The sequence below is a fragment of the Gordonia westfalica genome (assembly GCF_900105725.1).
GTDB classification, from domain to species: Bacteria; Actinomycetota; Actinomycetes; order Mycobacteriales; family Mycobacteriaceae; genus Gordonia; species Gordonia westfalica.
In genome coordinates this window covers 2,955,562-2,974,163 of sequence record NZ_FNLM01000034.1, presented here as the reverse complement: position 1 = coordinate 2,974,163, position 18,602 = coordinate 2,955,562, and the positions used below count along the sequence as shown (strand labels likewise).

General features: G+C 68.0%; 18 protein-coding genes. 10 read left to right on the top strand and 8 right to left on the bottom strand.

Going from position 1 to position 18,602, the window contains the following annotated elements; translation table 11 throughout:
* Positions 1 to 6: 6 nt before the first annotated feature.
* Both BLU62_RS18905 and BLU62_RS18900 read right to left on the bottom strand, forming a co-directional pair.
* Positions 7 to 477, bottom strand: coding sequence for a hypothetical protein (locus tag BLU62_RS18905; RefSeq protein ID WP_074851314.1), 471 nt, complete (start codon positions 475 to 477; stop codon positions 7 to 9).
* A gap of 160 nt (positions 478 to 637) precedes the next feature.
* Positions 638 to 1,561: an IclR family transcriptional regulator gene (locus BLU62_RS18900; protein WP_074851311.1), complete on the bottom strand. Its 924-nt coding sequence runs from the start codon at positions 1,559 to 1,561 to the stop codon at positions 638 to 640.
* A 51-nt stretch (positions 1,562 to 1,612) separates the two neighbouring features.
* On the opposite strand from BLU62_RS18900, the gene cysD reads away from it, so the two are divergent.
* The 3 genes from cysD to BLU62_RS18885 are packed head-to-tail and all read left to right on the top strand — an operon-like array spanning position 1,613 to position 5,254.
* Positions 1,613 to 2,584 carry a sulfate adenylyltransferase subunit CysD gene (cysD, locus tag BLU62_RS18895; RefSeq protein WP_425284569.1) on the top strand — a complete coding sequence of 324 codons (972 nt, stop codon included), beginning with the start codon at positions 1,613 to 1,615 and terminating at the stop codon, positions 2,582 to 2,584.
* On the top strand, positions 2,584 to 4,446 hold the full coding sequence (gene cysC, locus BLU62_RS18890) for an adenylyl-sulfate kinase (RefSeq protein ID WP_074851307.1): 1,863 nt from the start codon (positions 2,584 to 2,586) through the stop codon (positions 4,444 to 4,446). The genes cysD and cysC overlap by 1 nt, the downstream gene beginning before the upstream one ends.
* Positions 4,447 to 4,474: 28 nt before the next feature.
* Positions 4,475 to 5,254 carry a 3'(2'),5'-bisphosphate nucleotidase CysQ gene (locus BLU62_RS18885; protein WP_074851305.1) on the top strand — a complete coding sequence of 260 codons (780 nt, stop codon included), beginning with the start codon at positions 4,475 to 4,477 and terminating at the stop codon, positions 5,252 to 5,254.
* A 39-nt stretch (positions 5,255 to 5,293) separates the two neighbouring features.
* On the opposite strand, the gene BLU62_RS18880 is transcribed toward BLU62_RS18885, so the two are convergent.
* The 4 genes from BLU62_RS18880 to eccA form a co-directional block, all read right to left on the bottom strand.
* Positions 5,294 to 5,710 carry a hypothetical protein gene (locus tag BLU62_RS18880; RefSeq protein WP_074851303.1) on the bottom strand — a complete coding sequence of 139 codons (417 nt, stop codon included), beginning with the start codon at positions 5,708 to 5,710 and terminating at the stop codon, positions 5,294 to 5,296.
* A gap of 110 nt (positions 5,711 to 5,820) precedes the next feature.
* Positions 5,821 to 6,360: a hypothetical protein gene (locus BLU62_RS18875; protein WP_074851301.1), complete on the bottom strand. Its 540-nt coding sequence runs from the start codon at positions 6,358 to 6,360 to the stop codon at positions 5,821 to 5,823.
* 14 nt (positions 6,361 to 6,374) lie between these two features.
* A complete protein-coding gene (locus BLU62_RS18870; protein ID WP_244278254.1) occupies positions 6,375 to 6,830 on the bottom strand; it encodes a hypothetical protein in 456 nt (151 codons plus the stop codon).
* Positions 6,831 to 6,880: 50 nt separating this feature from the next.
* Positions 6,881 to 8,665, bottom strand: a complete 1,785-nt coding sequence (eccA, locus tag BLU62_RS18865; RefSeq protein WP_074851298.1) for a type VII secretion AAA-ATPase EccA — start codon at positions 8,663 to 8,665, stop codon at positions 6,881 to 6,883.
* Between the two features lie 155 nt (positions 8,666 to 8,820).
* On the opposite strand from eccA, the gene purL reads away from it, so the two are divergent.
* From purL to BLU62_RS18850, 3 genes are all read left to right on the top strand, one after another.
* Complete coding sequence (purL, locus tag BLU62_RS18860) at positions 8,821 to 11,169, top strand: phosphoribosylformylglycinamidine synthase subunit PurL (RefSeq protein ID WP_244278372.1); 2,349 nt, start codon at positions 8,821 to 8,823, stop codon at positions 11,167 to 11,169.
* Positions 11,170 to 11,314: 145 nt separating this feature from the next.
* Positions 11,315 to 11,686 carry a CD225/dispanin family protein gene (locus BLU62_RS18855; RefSeq protein WP_074851295.1) on the top strand — a complete coding sequence of 124 codons (372 nt, stop codon included), beginning with the start codon at positions 11,315 to 11,317 and terminating at the stop codon, positions 11,684 to 11,686.
* Positions 11,687 to 11,774: 88 nt separating this feature from the next.
* Positions 11,775 to 12,131 (top strand): DUF2752 domain-containing protein, encoded by a 357-nt coding sequence (locus tag BLU62_RS18850; protein ID WP_074853016.1) that lies wholly within the window; start codon positions 11,775 to 11,777, stop codon positions 12,129 to 12,131.
* Here the strand turns inward: BLU62_RS18850 and BLU62_RS18845 are convergent.
* Positions 12,120 to 13,067 carry a glycerophosphodiester phosphodiesterase gene (locus BLU62_RS18845; protein ID WP_074851292.1) on the bottom strand — a complete coding sequence of 316 codons (948 nt, stop codon included), beginning with the start codon at positions 13,065 to 13,067 and terminating at the stop codon, positions 12,120 to 12,122. The genes BLU62_RS18850 and BLU62_RS18845 overlap by 12 nt on opposite strands.
* 35 nt (positions 13,068 to 13,102) lie before the next feature.
* On the opposite strand from BLU62_RS18845, the gene BLU62_RS18840 reads away from it, so the two are divergent.
* Both BLU62_RS18840 and BLU62_RS18835 read left to right on the top strand, forming a co-directional pair.
* Positions 13,103 to 13,738: a hypothetical protein gene (locus tag BLU62_RS18840; RefSeq protein ID WP_074851291.1), complete on the top strand. Its 636-nt coding sequence runs from the start codon at positions 13,103 to 13,105 to the stop codon at positions 13,736 to 13,738.
* Between the two features lie 21 nt (positions 13,739 to 13,759).
* Positions 13,760 to 14,836, top strand: a complete 1,077-nt coding sequence (locus BLU62_RS18835) for an NAD(P)H-dependent amine dehydrogenase family protein (protein WP_074851289.1) — start codon at positions 13,760 to 13,762, stop codon at positions 14,834 to 14,836.
* Between the two features lie 9 nt (positions 14,837 to 14,845).
* On the opposite strand, the gene BLU62_RS18830 is transcribed toward BLU62_RS18835, so the two are convergent.
* Positions 14,846 to 16,354: a glutamate-cysteine ligase family protein gene (locus BLU62_RS18830; protein WP_074851287.1), complete on the bottom strand. Its 1,509-nt coding sequence runs from the start codon at positions 16,352 to 16,354 to the stop codon at positions 14,846 to 14,848.
* Positions 16,355 to 16,401: 47 nt separating this feature from the next.
* Between BLU62_RS18830 and BLU62_RS18825 the strand changes: the two genes are divergently transcribed.
* Positions 16,402 to 16,812 (top strand): sterol carrier family protein, encoded by a 411-nt coding sequence (locus tag BLU62_RS18825; protein ID WP_074851285.1) that lies wholly within the window; start codon positions 16,402 to 16,404, stop codon positions 16,810 to 16,812.
* 168 nt (positions 16,813 to 16,980) lie between these two features.
* A complete protein-coding gene (gene purF, locus BLU62_RS18820; RefSeq protein ID WP_074851283.1) occupies positions 16,981 to 18,585 on the top strand; it encodes an amidophosphoribosyltransferase in 1,605 nt (534 codons plus the stop codon).
* Positions 18,586 to 18,602 lie beyond the last annotated feature (17 nt).

Genomic DNA, 18,602 nt, shown 5'->3' with positions numbered 1-18,602 from the left:
GCGGCGTCAGGGAATGACGATCGTTCCGCTGCAACTCGTCGACGGCACGCTCCACAGCGCATTGCGGTTCACGGCGCCGAAGGTGACGTTGACCCGGCCCTTGCCGATCTGGTTGACCGGGATGACGAAGTTGTGGACGCCCTGGTAGGGCGGGCGCACCTGGGTGTTGCTGATCTTCGAGCCCCGCTTCCCGGTGGACGGGTTGTGCCAGTCCATCCGCAACGACGACTGGTAGCCGCCGGGGAAGTAGCTCGGGAAGTCCGCGGCGATGTAGGCGTTGCCGGCATAGGTGCCGACGATGGCTCGCCGGACCATGAACGGGAGGTCGACGATGTTCGGGCTCGGGCCGATGCAGTTGGAAACCGGGAACTCGCGTGACGCCTCGGCCTGTCCGGTGCCGGCGAGGCCGAGCCCCGCGGCGGCGGCAATCGACAGCGCGGCGGCGGCCGATCTGGTGAACGTCTTCGTCCTGGCCATGTTCGATCTCCTCACGTCGTGATGGCGGTCGGTGGTCGGTCCGACTCCCGGCGATTGTCGCGTCTGCCGACCGGTTTCGTCACCGACTACGCCGAATCCGTGTCGGTCAAACGGTGGAGTTCCGGCCGGTAAGGAGGTAGACCCTCCGTGGCAGCCGAACTCATCGCAGATGCGACGAGATCTCGTCGGCGGCGGTACGGGTGGCGTCGGCGATCGAGTGCAGGTCGGCGACGTCCAGCGTCGTGTTCGGGCACGCGACCATCGCGGCGATGACGCGCCCCGCGTCGTCGAAGATCGGCGCACCGATGGTCACGACCGGGACCCCTTCGCCGGCCTCCTCGTCGAGCTCATCCGGCAGGTAGTCGATCACCGACAGCTCGGTCAGCAGGTCGCCGACCCTGGTCCGCAGCGTCTCCGGCATCGCGTCGAGGGAGTTCAGCGCTTCGATGATCGCCGCATGGTCGTCGGTCATCCGCTCGATCGAGTACCCGCGGTCGGCGATCACGTCGAGGACGATGCGCAACCGGGTCCGGGTGGGTTCGGCGGCCTGGGAGATCCAGGCGTCGCGGGCGTCCGACGGGTCCCAGGCGATGAACTCGCGGCAGATCGGTGGACGGATCCGGATGCGGTTGCCGTTGCGAAACCACGGATGCGGTTCGGAGTCGGCGGCGAGATGAGGGGGAAAGGCGTGCGCGGCGAGCGTGACGAAGTCCGTCGAGGATCGACGCGCGACGAAGAACGGGATCGCGAAGCGGTCGCAGAGCGTGTGGGCCGCGGCGCCGGCCCATCGGTCCAGGTGATCGGCGTCGCCCGCGGTCCGTGCGAGGGCGAGGAATCCGGGGCCGATTCCGTATCGTCCGGTGGCGGGATCGCGGCTCAGCCAGCCGTGCTCGGTCAGTTCCGCGACGATCGCGTGTGCGGTGGCGCGCGAGAGCGCGGTCTGGCGGACAATTTCGGCAAGGGTCAGCGCCGGCTGATCCGCACCGGCCAGCAGTTCGACGATGTGGACGACCCGCGAGGTGGGTGGCGACGCGGCGCGCGCCGGTTGACGCGCATCGGAAGAGTCGCCTACGGTCGGTGTCACATTGTCAACACTTAGTGTCGAATATTCGACATGTCAAGGGGGTTGCGCACGGTGACGAGCACGACCGATGCGGATGGCCGGGGCACCGGCGACCGGCACGCACACCTGTCCGGCAGGCGCGGATACGAGTTGTCGCACCTAGCGGCCCTCGAGGCCGAGTCGGTGCACATCTTCCGCGAGGTCGCGGCGACCTTCGAACGACCGGGGCTGCTGTTCTCGGGCGGCAAGGACTCGGTGGTCATGTTCCACCTCGCGCGCAAGGCGTTCTGGCCCGCGCCGATCCCGTTCCCGCTGATGCACGTCGACACCGGGCACAACTTCGACGAGGTGATCGAATATCGCGACCGGGTGGTCGCCGAGACCGGCGTCCGCCTGATCGTGAGCTCCGTGCAGGACGACATCGACGCCGGACGGGTCGTCGAGCAGACCGGGCCCGGTGCGAGCCGCAACCGTCTCCAGACCACGGCGCTGCTACGCGGGATCACCGAGAACCGCTTCGACGCGGTGTTCGGCGGTGCGCGGCGCGACGAGGAGAAGGCGCGCGCGAAGGAGCGGGTCTTCAGCTTCCGGGACGAGTTCGGCGCGTGGAACCCGCGCGACCAGCGCCCCGAACTGTGGCGGTTGTACAACGGGCGCCATTCCAAGGGGGAGCACATCCGGGTGTTCCCGCTGTCGAACTGGACCGAACTCGACATCTGGCAGTACATCGCGGAGGAGAGCATCGACCTGCCGTCGATCTACTACGCCCATCAGCGCCAGGTGATCCCCCGCGACGGCATGTTGCTCGCGAAAACGCGTTTCCTGCAAGAACTCCCGGGTGAGGAAGTGCGAACCGAGACGGTGCGCTTCCGTACCGTCGGCGACGCCACCTGCACCGGGTGTGTGCTGTCGGCGGCCGATGATGTCCGCAAGGTGATCGAGGAGATCGAGGTGACCCGGGTGACCGAACGCGGGGCCACGCGCGCCGACGACCGGATCTCGGAGTCGGGCATGGAAGATCGCAAGAAGGAGGGGTACTTCTGATGAGCGGGTCCAGCGCCGTCGGGGGCGCCACCGAGATGTTGCGCCTCGCCACCGCGGGGTCCGTCGACGACGGAAAGTCGACGCTGATCGGCCGGTTGCTGTACGACTCCAAGGCGATCTTTACCGACCAGCTCGAGTCGATCGAGCGGACCAGTGCGGAGCGGGGCGACGAGTACGCCAACCTCGCGCTCCTGACCGACGGTTTGCGGGCCGAACGCGAGCAGGGCATCACGATCGACGTCGCGTACCGTTACTTCGCCACTCCCAGGCGGAAATTCATCATCGCCGACACCCCCGGGCATGTGCAGTACACCCGCAACATGGTGACCGGCGCGTCGACCGCAGACCTGGCCATGATCCTCGTCGACGCCCGCAAGGGTGTGCTGGAACAGACCCGGCGACACGCGTTCCTCTCGTCGTTGCTCGGGATCCCGCACCTGACGGTGTGCGTCAACAAGATGGATCTCGTCGACTGGTCGCAGGAGCGCTTCGACGAGATCTGCGCCGAGTTCATCGATTTCGCGACCAAACTGAACGTCGTCGACCTGACTTTCATACCGGTGTCGGCGCTGCGTGGCGACAACGTCGTCGAGCAGTCCGCCGCGATGCCGTGGTACGAGGGCCGTCCGCTCCTCAACCACCTCGAGCACGTCTACATCGCGTCGGATCGCAACCTCATCGATGCCCGCCTGCCGGTGCAGTACGTGATCCGTCCACAGCGCAGCGACGGTGCGGACCATCGCGCGTACGCCGGCACGGTGGCGGGTGGTGTTTTCGCCAAGGGCGACGAGGTCGTCGTGTTGCCAAGCGGTTTCAGCACCACGATCACCGAGATCTGGGCTCCCGGCGGAGTCGGCGTCGACGAGGCGTTCGCATCGATGGCGGTGTCGGTGGAACTCGCCGACGAGATCGACATCGTGCGCGGCGACGTGCTCGCGCGGCCCAACAACCGGCCGTACGTCGGACGCGACATCGACGCGATGGTGTGCTGGTTCGCCGAGGACGCGGAACTGCGCTCGCACAACCGATATCAACTCCTGTGCGGCACCCGGTTGACCCGTGCGCAGATCACCGGCCTCAACTACCGGCTGGACGTCAACTCGTTGCACCGCGACGAGAACGCCGAGGCGTTGTCGCTCAACGAGATCGGCCGGGTGACCGTGCACACCCAGGAGCCGGTCATGTTCGACTCGTACCGGCGCAACCGCGACACCGGGAGCTTCATCCTCATCGACGAGGCCACCAACCGCACCGTGGGCGCGGGCATGATCACCGCGCCGGTCAGCCACGACAGTCACATCGTCTGGCAGGCCAGCAAGGTCTCCCGCGAACATCGCGCACATCGAGGTGCCACCATCTGGCTGACCGGTCTCTCGGGTTCGGGGAAGTCGTCCCTGGCCGTCGAACTCGAGCGGCGTTTCGTGGCCGAGGGGAGGCCCGCCTATCTGATGGACGGTGACAACCTGCGACACGGCCTGAACTCCGATCTGGGCTTCTCTGACGACGACCGGCGCGAGAACATCCGCCGGACCAGCGAGGTCGCGGCGCTGTTCGCCGACTCGGGTGCGGTCGCGATCGTGTCGCTGATCAGCCCGTTCGCCGAGGAGCGGCAACGCGCCCGCGAGATCCACGCCCAGCGGGGTCTCGCGTTCTATGAGATCTTCGTCGACACGCCGATCGAGGAGTGCGAGCGTCGGGACCCGAAGGGCCTGTACGGCAAGGCCCGCAGGGGAGAGATCAGTCAGTTCACCGGCATCGACTCGCCGTATGAACGGCCGGCCGATGCAGAACTCGTCATCACCCCCGCCGATGGAGCGCCCGCCGACGTCGCCGACATGGTTCTCCGTAACCTGGGACTGTGACCGGCAGACCGCCAGAAAGGGGACACCCGTGACCGACGATCGAGCACTCGCAGGCGAACTGGCCACCGCGGCAGGAGAGCTCCTCCTGGACATCCGCCGGACCAGCGGCCTGACCGGCAAGGAACTGGGCAACGCCGGCGACCGGCAGTCCGACGACTTCCTCCTACGGCGCCTCGCCGAGGAGCGACCCGACGACGCGGTGCTGTCGGAGGAGTCGGCCGACGACAAGTCGAGGCTGCAGGCCGAGCGTGTGTGGATCGTCGATCCCGTCGACGGCACGCGCGAGTACGGGACATACGAGCCCGGCGCAGGCCGCGCCGACTGGGCCGTCCACGTGGCGTTGTGGTCGGCGACCGGCGGCTTGATCGCCGGTGCGGTGGCGCTTCCGGCGCTCGGCGTGACCTACCTCGACGACGAGACGGTCGTCGAACCCACGGAGGGACTGGCGTCGCGGCCGCGCACCGGCGTGCCCCGTGTCGTCGTCAGCTCCTCGCGGCCACCGGCTTTCGCCGACGAGGTCGCGGCCGCCGTCGGCGGTGAACTGCTGCCGATGGGTTCGGCGGGGGCCAAGGCGATGGCGGTGGTCCGGGGTGAGGCGGATGCCTATGTACACGCCGGGGGCCAGTACGAATGGGATTCGGCCGCCCCGGTGGCCGTCGCACAGGCAAAAGGCCTGTGGTGCGGGCGGATCGACGGTTCGCCGCTGGTCTACAACAACGACGACACCTACCTGCCCGACCTCGTCATCTGCCGACCCGAGTACGTCGAGGCGATCCTCACCGTGACGACCGAGGGTGCCGGCGCCTGACGCACGCCGAGGCCACGTCCGAGGACTTCGCGGGGCGGCTCAGCGCGGCGGATTGTGTATCAGGTCGTAGATGGTCGCGTCCGGTGTGGCGCGACAGGTGATGCTGAACAAGGTGGCGACCACTTCGAAGTTCCGGGTCGCACCGACGCCCTTGAGCACCGCGATCTGGTGGGACTTGTCCATCGTCAGGAACTCCCGACAGGTGATGCTTGTGGAGTCGGGTGGCGGCGGAACGTCCGAGATCGGCGGTTCGGTCGAGGTCGTGCGCGGAACCGTCGTCGACGTCGGGCTGCGGTAGTCGTAGTCGTCGTCGTTCGACGCGGTGCTCGTCGGCGGGGCGCTCAGATCCGATGGTGAGGCGAGCGGAGTGCCGTCCGTGGTACAGGCGCTGAAACCAACAGCCGCCGCGGTGACGAGTAGCGTCGCCGCGAGCGTGCGAATGTGCAATCTGGTCACCAGGTCCCCCGAGTCGTCAGGTGAAATCGCATAATCCGTTCGCGGGCGATGATATCCGACCAGTCTGCTCATCAAGGATCGGCGATTCACAGCGAATGCCGTGCACTGGGTCAGTGCGTCAGCACGACCTTGATCACGACGATGACGGTCGCCACCACGGTGACCGCCGTCGCACCGATCAACGTTGCGCGATTTGGTCTTTCGTTGTTCAGTCGATCGATGACGAAGACCGTTCCGCCGATACGCAGCAGGATCACGATCTCGGCGGCCAACTGGGCGGTGCGGGGTTCGATCCAGCCGACCCACGCCATCGCCAGGATGAGACACGGCACCGATGCCGAGGACAGGATCGGCACCGAGTCCCGAAGATGGTGCAGCACTGTCGTCTTCGTCGGATGGATCGCGCCCTCGTGCACGCGTCGTCCCACCGCCTCGGCGAAGACATGCGCGACGAAGGTCGACGCCGCCGTGCCCAGCAGGATCAGGATGCCCACGAAGTCGTCGGTGAGGTGCAACGGGATCAGCGCGGCGAGGATCAGGATGTTGCCGTAGATGTAGGCGCTGATGCGCGGTGCTGCGTGTTCGCGGTCAAGCGGATTGCTGCGCGAGAACAAGGGGCCGTGCAGCACTGTCCACGGGCGGGCGTTCATGGATAACGAAAGTATCAGCGAGTGGGCACGAGTTCACCGACAACGTCGGCGACCTTGTCGTCGAGACGACCGAGGCAGGCCGTCGCCGCCACGGTGGCGACCTGATCGGCGTTCGACTTGACCCCGAGCGCCGCCACGGCAGCCGCACGGCCCTCGTCCTCGAGCGCCCGGAAGTCGCGGCAGCTCAGGGCCTTGGGGTCGCCGGCATCCGCGGAGCTCCCCGCCGTCTGCCGGGCGCTCGTCTGGGGCCGGGCCGTGGAGTTCGGCGCCGCCGACGTGCTCTGCTCCGCGGGGGTCTGCGGCGCGGTGGTCTGTTCGGTGACGGTCGCGGACGGTGCCGGTTCGGAGTCGTCGGACGAGCAGCCGGCGAGCGACAGCGACAGCACCACTGCGCCGGCGAGCAGGCCGGAACCGAGCAGACGGGTGCGGGGCAGACGGGTGCGGGGCATACGGGTGCGAGGGACGGGCATGGGGAACCTCTCTGGGAATGCGAGAACGGTGATGCTGTGGTGGAAGACCGTCAGCGTCTCAAACCCGACAGCACACCGGAGATGGCGGACCGGACATCGGCGAGTTCGATGCGCATCAGATCGTCGGCGGACAACGAGGCGAGGTCGCCGGCCGAGCTGAGCCGGAACTCGCGTTCCTCCTCGGCGGCCTCGACGATGTTGCGGATGAAGCGACCGTTGCCGGCCAGATCGGTGGCACGACGCGTACCGCCGTCGTGTTCACGGACGTCGTGGTAGAGCGGCGCGCACGCCTGCTCGAGTTCGGCGGCCGCCTCCGGGGTGAGGACCGAATCGCGTTTGCGTGCGATGAACTCGCCGATCTGCGCGAGTTCCTGCGGTGTGTACGACTCGAATCGGACGCGTCGTGCGAAACGCGACGCGAGGCCGTCGTTGGCGGACAGGAACCGGTCGATCTCCGAGTCGTAGCCGGCGATGATCACGACGAGACGATCGCGGTCGTCTTCCATCCGGGCCAGCAGGGTGTCGACGGCCTCGCGGCCGAACGCGTCGCCTCCCGACAGGCCCTTCTGGATCAGGGTGTACGCCTCGTCGATGAACAGCACACCGTCCATGGCCGAGTCGATGAGCGCCGACGTCTTGATGGCGGTGGAACCGAGATGCTCTCCGACCAGGTCGCGGCGGGTCGCCTCCACGACCTTGTCGGACTTGATGAAGCCGAGCCCGCAGTAGATCTTGGCGACGATCCGGGCGACCGTCGTCTTACCGGTTCCGGGCGGCCCGGTGAAGGCCAGGTGCAGGCTGCGCGCCGACGTCGAGAGTCCGCGGTCGGCCCGAACCCGGGCGAGGGTGGCCGCCGACTGCAACTTGGCGACCTGCTGTTTGACCGACTCCAGTCCGATCTGTTCGTCCAGCTCGCGCTGGGCCGCGGTCACCAGCTCGTTCTCGGGGGCGCCGTCGGCTCCGTCCGGCGACACCAGGGTCTGATTCCGGTCCGGCACCGAGGCCGGGTCCCAGGGGTTGCTGCGTTCGGCGATCTGCTCGGGCGTCGTGAGGGCGAGGCGGAAGGACGGGGACTGTATGGCCTGCGCCGCGGCGGTGTATTCCGGATTGCGTGCGTAGACCTGCTCGAGCATGGCCTTCGCCTTCTCCTCATGCCCCTGTTCGCGGAGTGCGAGGGCATAGGCGAACATCGCCGCCGTCGAGCATGCGGCGATCGGGCCGTCGATGGCGTTCTGCAGGCGACGCATGCCCTCGCCGAGCATCCCCAGGCTCACGCAGGCTGTTCCGGCCATGTAGTCGGCCACGGCCTGCATGACCGTGTCCCCCCACCGGTCCGAGCGGGTCAGCGCGGCCAGCACGTCGGGCCACCGTTTGGTCGCGAAGTGCAGGTGGGCGCGGATGAACTCGACGATCGGCAGGCGGTGTGCGGGCGGGATCTCGTCGAGCACCTCCTCGGCACCGGCGTAGTCGGCGCCACGGATGAGGCTGGAGGCATAGGCGGCCGTCGCGTCGATCGCGGTCATCGCCGGATAGTCGATGTGCATCCCGGTGTACCAGCGACCGGCGATCGTCCCCGGGGGAAGCCCGAGGCGCCGCTGTTCCGCACCGATGGACGCGCGAGCCCGGTACAGCCCCAGCAGGACCTCGTCGCTCTTGTCGCCGCAGGCCAGGCGCCCGATCCAGGCGTCGCCGAGCGAGGGGTCCCACTCGGTCGCGCGGGTGAACGCCTTGGTGGCCTGCGCGGGATTGTTGATCGGTTCCTGGCCGTCGACCGGGATGTTCAAGGACAGGACGCCCAGCTCGAAGAGTGCCCTCGCCTTCCGGACATCGGCCATCTCATCCCCCTGTGTCAACGTCGTGCCCGACGCGGCGTCGGCGTGTGGCACCCCCGCGCACGTCCCGCGCACTGCGCGGCTCGAGTGAACAGACTATCCCGAGATCGGGCCCGTCCCGGGAACAGATGTCCCAGGGGAGGGCCGCCGAAGGCCTGATGGTCCGCCCCGCCGCCTCCGACGGGCCGGGCCCGCCTAGACTTGTCAGCGTGAGTGCCCAGGTGGATACCGTCTCAGCTGCTTCCTCGACCCCGGATCATCCGCAACCGTTCCGCGAACTCGGTCTCAAGGACGACGAGTACGCCCGGATCCGCGAGATACTGGGCCGTCGACCCACCGACGCCGAGCTCGCCATGTACTCGGTGATGTGGTCCGAGCACTGCAGCTACAAGTCGTCGAAGGTCCATCTCCGCTACTTCGGAGAGACCACCACCGAGGAGATGCGGGCCGGCATGCTCGCCGGTATCGGCGAGAACGCCGGCGTCGTCGACATCGGCGACGGCTGGGCGGTGACCTTCAAGGTCGAGTCGCACAACCATCCCAGCTACGTGGAGCCCTACCAGGGTGCCGCGACCGGTGTCGGTGGCATCGTCCGCGACATCATGGCGATGGGCGCGCGGCCGATCGCGGTCATGGATCAGCTGCGCTTCGGCCCGGCCGACGCTCCCGACACCCGACGCGTCGTCGACGGTGTGGTGCGCGGTGTGGGCGGCTATGGCAACTCGCTCGGACTGCCCAACATCGGCGGCGAGACCGTCTTCGACGCCAGCTACGCGGGCAACCCGTTGGTCAACGCCCTGTGCGCGGGGGTGCTGCGGACCGAGGACCTGCACCTGGCGTTCGCGTCGGGCACCGGCAACAAGATCATCCTGTTCGGCGCGCGCACCGGCCTCGACGGCATCGGTGGCGTGTCCGTGCTGGCGTCGGAGACCTTCGACGACGACGGTGAGAGCTCCGGCCCGAGCCGTAAGAAGCTCCCGAGTGTTCAGGTCGGCGACCCGTTCACCGAGAAGGTGCTCATCGAGTGCTGTCTCGAGCTGTACCACGCTGGACTCGTGGTGGGTATCCAGGATCTCGGCGGTGCCGGATTGTCCTGCGCCACCAGCGAACTCGCGGCGGCCGGGGACGGCGGCATGCACATCGACCTGGAGAAGGTGCCGATGCGCGCCGAGGGCATGACCCCGGCCGAGGTGCTCTCCAGCGAGTCGCAGGAACGCATGTGCGCCGTCGTCGCGCCGGAGAACGTCGACGCCTTCCTCGAGGTCTGCAAGAAGTGGGACGTGCTCGCCACGGTGATCGGCGAGGTCACCGACGGCGACCACCTGGTCATCACCTGGAACGGCGAGACCGTCGTCGACGTGCCGCCGCGCACCGTCGCCCATGACGGCCCGGTCTACGAGCGCCCGGTGGCGCGTCCGGACTGGCAGGACACCGTGATCGCCTCGACCACCGAACCGCTGAAGCGTCCGAGCACGCCGGATCAGCTGCGTGAGACGCTGCTGGCGATGCTCGCCAGCCCGGCGCTGTGCAGCCGCAAGTTCATCACCGACCAGTACGACCGCTACGTCCGCGGCAACACCGTCCTGGCCGAGCACGCCGACTCCGGCATGATCCGCATCGACGAGAAGACCGGACGCGGAATCGCGCTGGCGACCGACGCGTCGGGCCGCTACACCTTCCTCGACCCGTACCGCGGCGCGCAGCTGGCGCTGGCCGAGGCCTACCGCAACGTCGCCGTCTCGGGCGCGACGCCCAAGGCCGTCACCAACTGCCTCAACTTCGGTTCGCCCGAGGACCCGGCGGTGATGTGGCAGTTCCAGCAGGCGGTCCGCGGCCTCGCCGACGGCTGTGCGCAGCTGGGCATCCCGGTCACCGGCGGCAACGTGAGCTTCTACAACCAGACCGGTGCGACGGCGATCCTCCCGACCCCGGTGATCGGTGTTCTCGGAGTGATCGATGACGTCCATCGCCGCATCCCGACGGGCTTCGGCACCGAACCGGGCGAGACGCTGATCCTCCTCGGCGAGACGCGCGACGAGTTCGACGGCTCGATCTGGGCGCAGGTCGCCTACGACCACCTCGGTGGTGTGCCCCCGCAGGTCGACCTCGAACGCGAGCGCCTGCTGTCGGAGATCCTGACCGCGTCGTCGCGCGACGGATTGATCTCGGCCGCACACGATCTCAGTGAGGGCGGACTCGTCCAGACCGTCGTCGAGGCGGCGCTGGCCGGCGAGACCGGCTGCCGGATCCTGCTGCCCGAGGACGCCGACCCCTTCGTCTGGCTGTTCTCCGAATCGGCCGGACGCGTGCTGGTCGCCGTGCCGCGCACCGAGGAGTCGCGCTTCACCGCGATGCTCGACGCCCGCGAGATGCCGTGGACCCGCATCGGCGTGGTGGATCAGGGCAGCGACGAGGTCGAGATCCAGGACTACTTCTCCGTGCCGCTCACCGAGCTGCGCGAGGTGCGCGAGGCGACGCTGCCGCGTCTCTTCGGCGACACCGCGTAGATCCGTCTCGTTGTAGCGCGCAACGTTCTCGCCTGCGGGAACGTTGCGCGTATACCGTTGGAAGCAATCTGATTTCCCGATCCGCCGAACACGGTGCGGGTCGGTTACGCTCCTGGAGTTCTCAGCGAGAATCGAAAGGGCGCAGATGAGCTATCCCTATGATCCGAACCAGCAGCCGAACTACGGTGCGCCTGGATACGGACAGCAACCGTATGGTTCATATCCGGGTGGCGTGGCGCCCGGTCCGGAGCCGGACAACAACCTCGTGTGGGCGATCCTGACGACCGTCCTGTGCTGCCTGCCTCTGGGGATCGTCGCGATCGTCAAGTCCACCTCGGTCAGCAAGCTGTGGGCCGCCGGAGATTTCGCAGGAGCCCAGAAAGCGGCCGACGACGCCAAGAAGTGGGCGATGTGGGGCGCGATCATCGGTGTCGTCGGATCGATCCTCATCGTCGTCGCCTACTTCGTCATCGCGGTCTTGATCATCGGTGCAAGCGCCACCACGTCCACGTACTGAGCGGTTCGAGAAGGCCGTCCTCGGACGGGCGTCGGCCCTCTCCGGCCATCGGATCCTGGGTCCGGCGACAGTGGTCGTCGGAGCCGGGATCTGCTGTGCCGCAGTGCTGCTGGGTGACCCCACCACCCCGGGTGGTGTTCTCCCGGTATGTCCCACCAAACTTCTCCTCGACGTGACCTGTCCCGGCTGCGGATCGCAGCGTGCGCTCTACTCGCTCCTGCACGGCGACCTCCCGGCGGCCCTCCATTACAACGCGGTCGGTGTGCTGGCGATCGGGTTGCTGCTCTTCGCATTCGGCGCCTATTGCCTGCGGCTGTGGACCGGCCGGCGGATTCGCGGCTGGCAGAACATGCGCTGGTCGGCGGTCGTCGTACTCGTCGTCGTGCTGGGCTGGTTCGTCGTCCGGAACGTCCCGGTGGAACCGTTCTGGTCGCTACACGTCTGACCGGCCGGCACCCGCGGTGCGCCGGACCCAGCGGACCAGTCGTTCCCCTCTGCTCGACGGGGTGCGCTCGAGATCGAGTGCGGCGAGCCCCTCCGGATCGTCGGTGGTGATCTGATCCACCCGCAATTGCAGGAGCCGCTTGATCTCCGGGACCGCGTCCGGTCCGATGCGGGTGACGGTGTAGCCGTCGACGAGCCGGTCGTGCCGGTGGAACGCGCCGACCAGGTCGTACCCACGGCGGTCCGCGGCGAGGATCAACCGGTTCTCGAGGTAGATCATCTCGGCATCCGGTGACGCGGCGAGGGCCCGCGCGACGAAACCGTCGAAATCCCCGGATCGGATCGCGGCGTCGGCGGCGCCACGATGGCAGGGGTCGTAGCCGACGCGGATTCCGGGGGCGGCCGCCGTCAGGCGCGCCACGGCCGCCGCGTCGCCGCACGACAGGATGTAGTGCGAGGCCAACGGCTCGACGCTCCGCGCGAATATGTCCACTGCCCGTGGATCGAGTGCGGCGTCGTCCTCCTTGAAATCGAGTTGGAGGATCGAGGTGGGCGCGATATCGATGTCGGAGAACAGTTCGGTGAGGTCTTCGAGCAGCAGTACGCGTTCGTCGATCGGATTCCCGTGGTTGTCACGCAGGGCCAGGCCGCGGAGGTAGGCGGCCGGCAGTGACGCGATCGCGCCCGTGCCGGTGGTCGCGTGGTCGACGGTGCGGTCGTGGAGAATCGCGAAACCTCGGTCGGCGTGGATGACCAGATCCACTTCGATACTGGCGCCGAGCCGCATGCCCTCGACGATGCGGGTGGCGGTGAACGCCGGATCGGCGGCGCGGCGTCGGCCCCGGTGCCACTTGAGCATGGTCCGGTGGCCGTCGAAGTCGATGTACAGCGGGGTCGACGACGGACCGGAGGGCGACGGTGAGCTGATCTCGGACATCGTCCTCCGAGCCTAGTCTCGGTAGGGTCTGGCAGATGGCGACGTTCTCGATGCTCCGATGGGTCGGTGTTGTCACGGCGGCCGAGTCGGCCGGATTCCTCATCCCGGTGGCCGGGTTCGCGATCTCGGGTATCGCCGGGTTCCCGCCCGGATGGACGTGGTTGTTCATGGTCGCCTGCGGGGCGGGCGAGGGCGCGCTTCTGGGCTTCGGTCAGGCGATGGCCCTTCGCGGGACGCTGTGGCAGGTACCGACGTCGAAATGGGTCCCGGCCACCGCGGTCGGCGCCATGCTGGCGTGGTCGCTGGGGATGGCCCCGTCGAGTCTCATCGATCTCGGTGTGGACATCGACTTCGGAAATCCACTCACCTGGATGGTCACCGGGGCGGGCGCTGTGGTTCTGCTGGTCAGCATCCCGTCGGCCCAGTACGTCGTTCTCCGGGGCCGGCTTCCCGGTGCGTGGCAGTGGATACCGGTGAATGTGGCGGCCTGGGCGGCAGGGTTGGTCTTCACCTTCCTGCCGGGCCCGTTCGTCGACGAGTCCACGCCCGGCGCCGTGATGGCGGGGGCGTTCGTCCTGGCCGGGATCTGCATGGCCGCCACCGTCGCCGTGGTCACCGGCCTCTGGTGGCGGTCGCGCCCCGTTCTCGCCGAACCCGCCCTGCAGACCTGAAACGTGTTCTAGTTTGAGGGCATGGCACTGCGCGTGGTCGAGTGGTCGACCGGAACCGTCGGAAGACATGCGATCGCCGGGATCGACGCCCATCCCGACCTCGAACTGGTGGGGGTCTGGGTGTCGAGTCCGGGCAAGGTCGGGAAGGACGCCGGCGAACTGGCGGGTCTCGGCCGCGACCTCGGTGTCACGGCCACCGACGACCGCGACGCGCTGATCGCCCTGAGACCCGACTGCATCGTGCACACCGCGATGACCGACGACCGCGTCATGGAGTCGATCGAGGACCTGATCTCCTTCGTGGAGAGCGGGATCAACGTGGTGTCGAGCGGACCGGTGGTGTTGCAGTTCCCGCAGGGCATCCTGCCCGACCGGCTGCTGGAACGGATCTCCGCGGCCGGTGAGTCGGGCGGCGCCAGCCTGCACGTCAACGGCATCGACCCCGGCTTCGCCAATGACGTCCTGCCGCTGTCGATGACGAGTCTCTCGCAGCGGATCGACGAGGTCCGGTGCCAGGAGATAGCCGACTATTCGACGTATTACCAGCCGGTCGTCATGCGCGATTTGTTCGGCTTCGGGCAACCCATGGACACCACACCGTTGTTGCTGTCGCCGGGAATCCTGTCGATGGGCTGGGGCAGCGTGGTGCGCCAGATCGCCGCCGGACTCGACCTCACACTCGACGAGCCACTCGTCGAACGGGTCGAGCGGGTCGCGGCGGACCGCGACTATTCGACCGTGTCGGTGGAGATCCCGAAGGGCACGATGGCGGCGTTGCGGTTCGAGGTCGCCGGGCAGGTGAATGGTGTGGATCGTGTTGTGCTGGAGCACTACACGCGCACGCACGCGGACCAGTGCCCCGAGTGGCCGACCCCGCACGAGGGCGACGGTTGCTATCGGATCGCCATCTCCGGCGAGCCGGAGATGACCGTCGAGTTCGGCCACCACGGTGAGAGCGGCGACCACAACGTGTCCGGGATGATCGTCACGGCCATGCGCCTGGTCAATTCGGTTGCCGCGGTGGTCGATGCGAAACCGGGTCTGGTGACCGCCCTGGACCTGCCGCTCATCACCGGGCGGGGTCTGGTCGCCGGATAGGTTGCGCGATCACACCTCCCAGGTGTGGACGGGTTCGCCCTCGTGCATGTGCGTCACGTAGTCGGCGAGCATGCCGCTCAGGGCGGCCGACCGGCTCTCGCCGGCCTTCTCGCGGGCGGCGACGGCCTCGCGCTGCCACACCGACCCGGTCCGCCGGGTGACGCAGCGTCCCTCGATCACCGACAGGTATCTCTTGCGGGCCTTGTCCGAGACGCCGTACGCGCGGAGCCCCTTCTCGGCGAGGGTCAGCAGGCGACGGAGGACGAGTTCGTCCGGCCGCACCCAACCCACATCGGGCCAATAGAGTTGTGACTCCATCCCGAAATGGGCGCCGGACTGGAGGTTCTCGGCTGCCGCGTTGAACGACATCTGCGACCACAGCGGACGGTCGGATTCGACGAGCCCCCGGACCACCCCGTAGTAGAAGGCGGCGTTGGCCATCGTGTCGACGACCGTCGGCCCGGCGGGCAGCACCCGGTTCTCGACGCGAAGATGTGCCTGCCCCTCGTGGATGTCGTAGACCGGCCGGTTCCAGCGGTACACGGTGCCGTTGTGCAGTCGCAGTTCGTCGAGCGTCGGGATGCGCCCGGCGTCGAGTTCGGCCAGGGGGTCGACGTCGGTGGAGACGGGCAGCAGCGCAGGGAAATAGCGGGTGTTCTCCTCGAAGAGATCGAAGATGGTGTTTATCCAGCGCTCGCCGAACCACACGCGTGGCCGGACGCCCTGGTTCTTCAGCTCCAGCGGCCGGGTGTCGGTGGCCTGCTCGAAGACCGGGATGCGGCTCTCGTGCCACAGTGCGGTCTCGGCCAGGAACGGGGAGTTGCCGGCCAGTGCCACCTGGATGCCGGCGATCGCCTGGGCGGCATTCCAGTGCGCCGCAAAGTCTTCCGGGGCCACCCTCAGGTGCAGCTGCAGCGAGGTGCAGGCGGCTTCGGGGAGGATCGAATCGGTGGACGTGTGCAGGCGTTCGGTGTGATGGCCGTCGGCCAGCGGTACACCGCTGATGTCGATCTCGAGGTCCTCGCCGCGCGCGTTGAAGATCTGCTCGTTCAGCAGGTCGTAGCGGGGGTTGGCCGAGATCCAGTGATGGGCGAAGTGTTCGGCCTTCAGGGTCGGGAGCATCCCGATCATGACCAGGTGGTTGTTCGTGCGGGCGGCGCGTTCCTCCGCGCGGTTCAGCGACGTCCGCAACGCCTGCTCGAGGGAGATCGTGTCGTCGGTGGTGAAGGGTCGCGGCGAGACGTTGATCTCGATGTTGAACTGCCCGAGTTCGGTCTGATAGTCGGGGTCGGCGATCGCTTCGAGGACGGTCGCGTTGGCCATGGCCGGACGCATCTGCTCGTCGACGAGGTTGAGTTCGACCTCCATGCCGAGGAGGGGTTTGGGTGGGCGTCCCTGATCGGTGAACAACCCGTCGGACAGCATCCGCGCGATCGCGTCGGTGCCACGACTGACCTGACGGCGGAACCTCACGCGATCCTCGCCGGTGAACTCCTGTTTGGTCACTTCCGCGCCCATGCGTCACATACTGCCCGAATTCGGGCTGCGCCAACCGGCGTTGCAAGATGACTGACGTGCCCCCGCGTAAGAGACCCGACCCGGCCGAGGTCCGCGCCGCCGTCCTCGCGGTCGCGGACTGGCTCACCGATTCCTCGGCCCCCGCGCCGGCGCGGCCCGCGCTCGCGGCCGCTGTCCGCCTGACCGCGCGAACCCTCGAGCACCTCGCCCCGGGCAACTCGGTCGAGGTTCGCGTGCCGCCCTTCGTGGCGGTCCAGTGCATCGAGGGACCGCGCCACACCAGAGGGACGCCGCCCAACGTCGTCGAGACCTCGCCGCGGACGTGGCTGCTGATGGTGACCGGACTGCAGACCTACGACGCGGCGCTGGGCGCCGGAGCGGTCGACGCGTCGGGACACCGCGCGGAGCTGGTGGCGGAGCTGATGCCACTCGTCCCGCTGGGGCCTGCCGCCCCGTGAAACGGGGATTCGGAGAGTGTGATCGGTCACTGGAGTGCCCTCACGTGGAATTACGGCGCTTCGGACACCGCTGGAAGATTCGCTCTGTGAGGCAACCGGCACGTAAACTCCGAATTGTCTCCCGCACATTGACGTGTTATCCGATTCGCAGCCCAGGGGAGCTAGTCGATGACTGATCATCCGATCGCCAACGTGAACCTGCTCGCTCCCACGGCGGGCGGATGCTCCGCAGCCGGTGGATGCGCGCCCGACCCGGCGCCGGTGGACCAGCCCGAGAACGAACCGCGCGAGGAATGCGGCGTCTTCGGGGTCTGGGCACCCGGCGAGGACGTCGCCAAACTCACCTATTACGGCCTCTACGCACTGCAGCATCGCGGGCAGGAGGCGGCGGGCATCGCGGTCGGCGACGGCAGCCAGGTCGTCGTCTTCAAGGACCTGGGCCTGGTCAGCCAGGTGTTTGACGAGCAGACACTGGGCGCGATGAGCGGCCACGTCGCCATCGGGCACTGCCGCTACTCCACCACCGGTTCGACCACCTGGGAGAACTCCCAACCGATCTTCCGCACGACCGACGCCGGCACCGGCGTCGCGCTCGGGCACAACGGCAACCTCGTCAACACCGCCGACCTGGCGGCCCGCGCTCGTGAGAAGGGCATCAAGAGCTCGGCGGCGACGTCGGACTCCGACGTCGTGGGCGCACTCCTGGCGCACGGCGCCGCCGACAGCTCGATCGAGCAGGCGGCGATGGAACTGCTGCCGACCCTCAAGGGCGCCTTCTGCCTCACCTTCATGGACGAGCACACCCTGTACGCGGCGCGCGACCCGCACGGCGTCCGCCCGCTCTCGCTCGGACGCCTCGACCGCGGCTGGGTCGTCGCGTCGGAGACCGCCGCGCTCGATATCGTCGGCGCCTCCTTCGTCCGCGACATCGAGCCCGGTGAGCTGCTGGCCATCGACGCCGACGGCGTGCGGACCAAGCGTTTCGCCGAGCCGACGCCGAAGGGCTGCGTCTTCGAGTACGTCTACCTGGCGCGTCCGGACTCCAACATCCACGGCCGGTCGGTCCACTCCACCCGCGTGGAGATCGGCCGCCGCCTCGCCAAGGAACATCCCGCCGAGGGCGACCTGGTGATCCCGGTGCCGGAGTCGGGGGTGCCCGCCGCCGTCGGCTTCGCCCAGGGATCGGGCATCCCCTACGGGCAGGGCCTGATGAAGAACGCCTACGTGGGCCGTACCTTCATCCAGCCGTCGCAGACCATCCGACAGCTCGGCATCCGCCTCAAGCTCAACCCGCTGCGCGAGGTCATCCGCGGTAAACGGCTCGTCGTCGTCGACGACTCGATCGTGCGCGGCAACACCCAGCGCGCCCTGATCCGGATGCTGCGCGAGGCCGGCGCCGCCGAGGTCCACGTGCGGATCGCCTCCAGCCCCGTGCGCTGGCCGTGCTTCTACGGAATCGACTTCGCCTCTCCGGCGGAACTCATCGCCAACGGCATGGAGTCCGAGGAGGGCATGGTCGAGGGCGTGCGTCAGGCCATCGGCGCCGACTCGCTCGGCTACATCAGCATCGACGAGATGATCGGTGCCACCGAGCAGCCCGCCTCGGCACTGTGTGCGGCCTGCTTCGACGGCAACTACCCGATCGAACTGCCCGAGGAGACCTCCATGGGCAAGGCGGTGCTCGAGCAGATGCTGGCGTCCGCCGCGCACGACGGAACGGTCGACCCGCTGACCAAGCCCAACGACAACGCCAGCGCAGTGATGCGTCCCTGAATTCGGGGGCAAGGCAC

Excerpts from the sequence above, each read along its gene's own strand:
- BLU62_RS18905 (WP_074851314.1), bottom strand. The coding sequence starts at position 477 with ATGGCCAGGACGAAGACGTTCACCAGATCGGCCGCCGCCGCGCTGTCG.
- cysC (WP_074851307.1), top strand. The coding sequence starts at position 2,584 with ATGAGCGGGTCCAGCGCCGTCGGGGGCGCCACCGAGATGTTGCGCCTC.
- BLU62_RS18875 (WP_074851301.1), bottom strand. The coding sequence starts at position 6,360 with ATGAACGCCCGCCCGTGGACAGTGCTGCACGGCCCCTTGTTCTCGCGC.
- BLU62_RS18870 (WP_244278254.1), bottom strand. The coding sequence starts at position 6,830 with ATGCCCGTCCCTCGCACCCGTATGCCCCGCACCCGTCTGCCCCGCACC.
- eccA (WP_074851298.1), bottom strand. The coding sequence starts at position 8,665 with ATGGCCGATGTCCGGAAGGCGAGGGCACTCTTCGAGCTGGGCGTCCTG.
- purL (WP_244278372.1), top strand. The coding sequence starts at position 8,821 with ATGGTCCGCCCCGCCGCCTCCGACGGGCCGGGCCCGCCTAGACTTGTC.
- BLU62_RS18855 (WP_074851295.1), top strand. The coding sequence starts at position 11,315 with ATGAGCTATCCCTATGATCCGAACCAGCAGCCGAACTACGGTGCGCCT.
- BLU62_RS18845 (WP_074851292.1), bottom strand. The coding sequence starts at position 13,067 with ATGTCCGAGATCAGCTCACCGTCGCCCTCCGGTCCGTCGTCGACCCCG.
- BLU62_RS18840 (WP_074851291.1), top strand. The coding sequence starts at position 13,103 with ATGGCGACGTTCTCGATGCTCCGATGGGTCGGTGTTGTCACGGCGGCC.
- BLU62_RS18835 (WP_074851289.1), top strand. The coding sequence starts at position 13,760 with ATGGCACTGCGCGTGGTCGAGTGGTCGACCGGAACCGTCGGAAGACAT.
- BLU62_RS18830 (WP_074851287.1), bottom strand. The coding sequence starts at position 16,354 with ATGGGCGCGGAAGTGACCAAACAGGAGTTCACCGGCGAGGATCGCGTG.
- BLU62_RS18825 (WP_074851285.1), top strand. The coding sequence starts at position 16,402 with ATGACTGACGTGCCCCCGCGTAAGAGACCCGACCCGGCCGAGGTCCGC.
- purF (WP_074851283.1), top strand. The coding sequence starts at position 16,981 with ATGACTGATCATCCGATCGCCAACGTGAACCTGCTCGCTCCCACGGCG.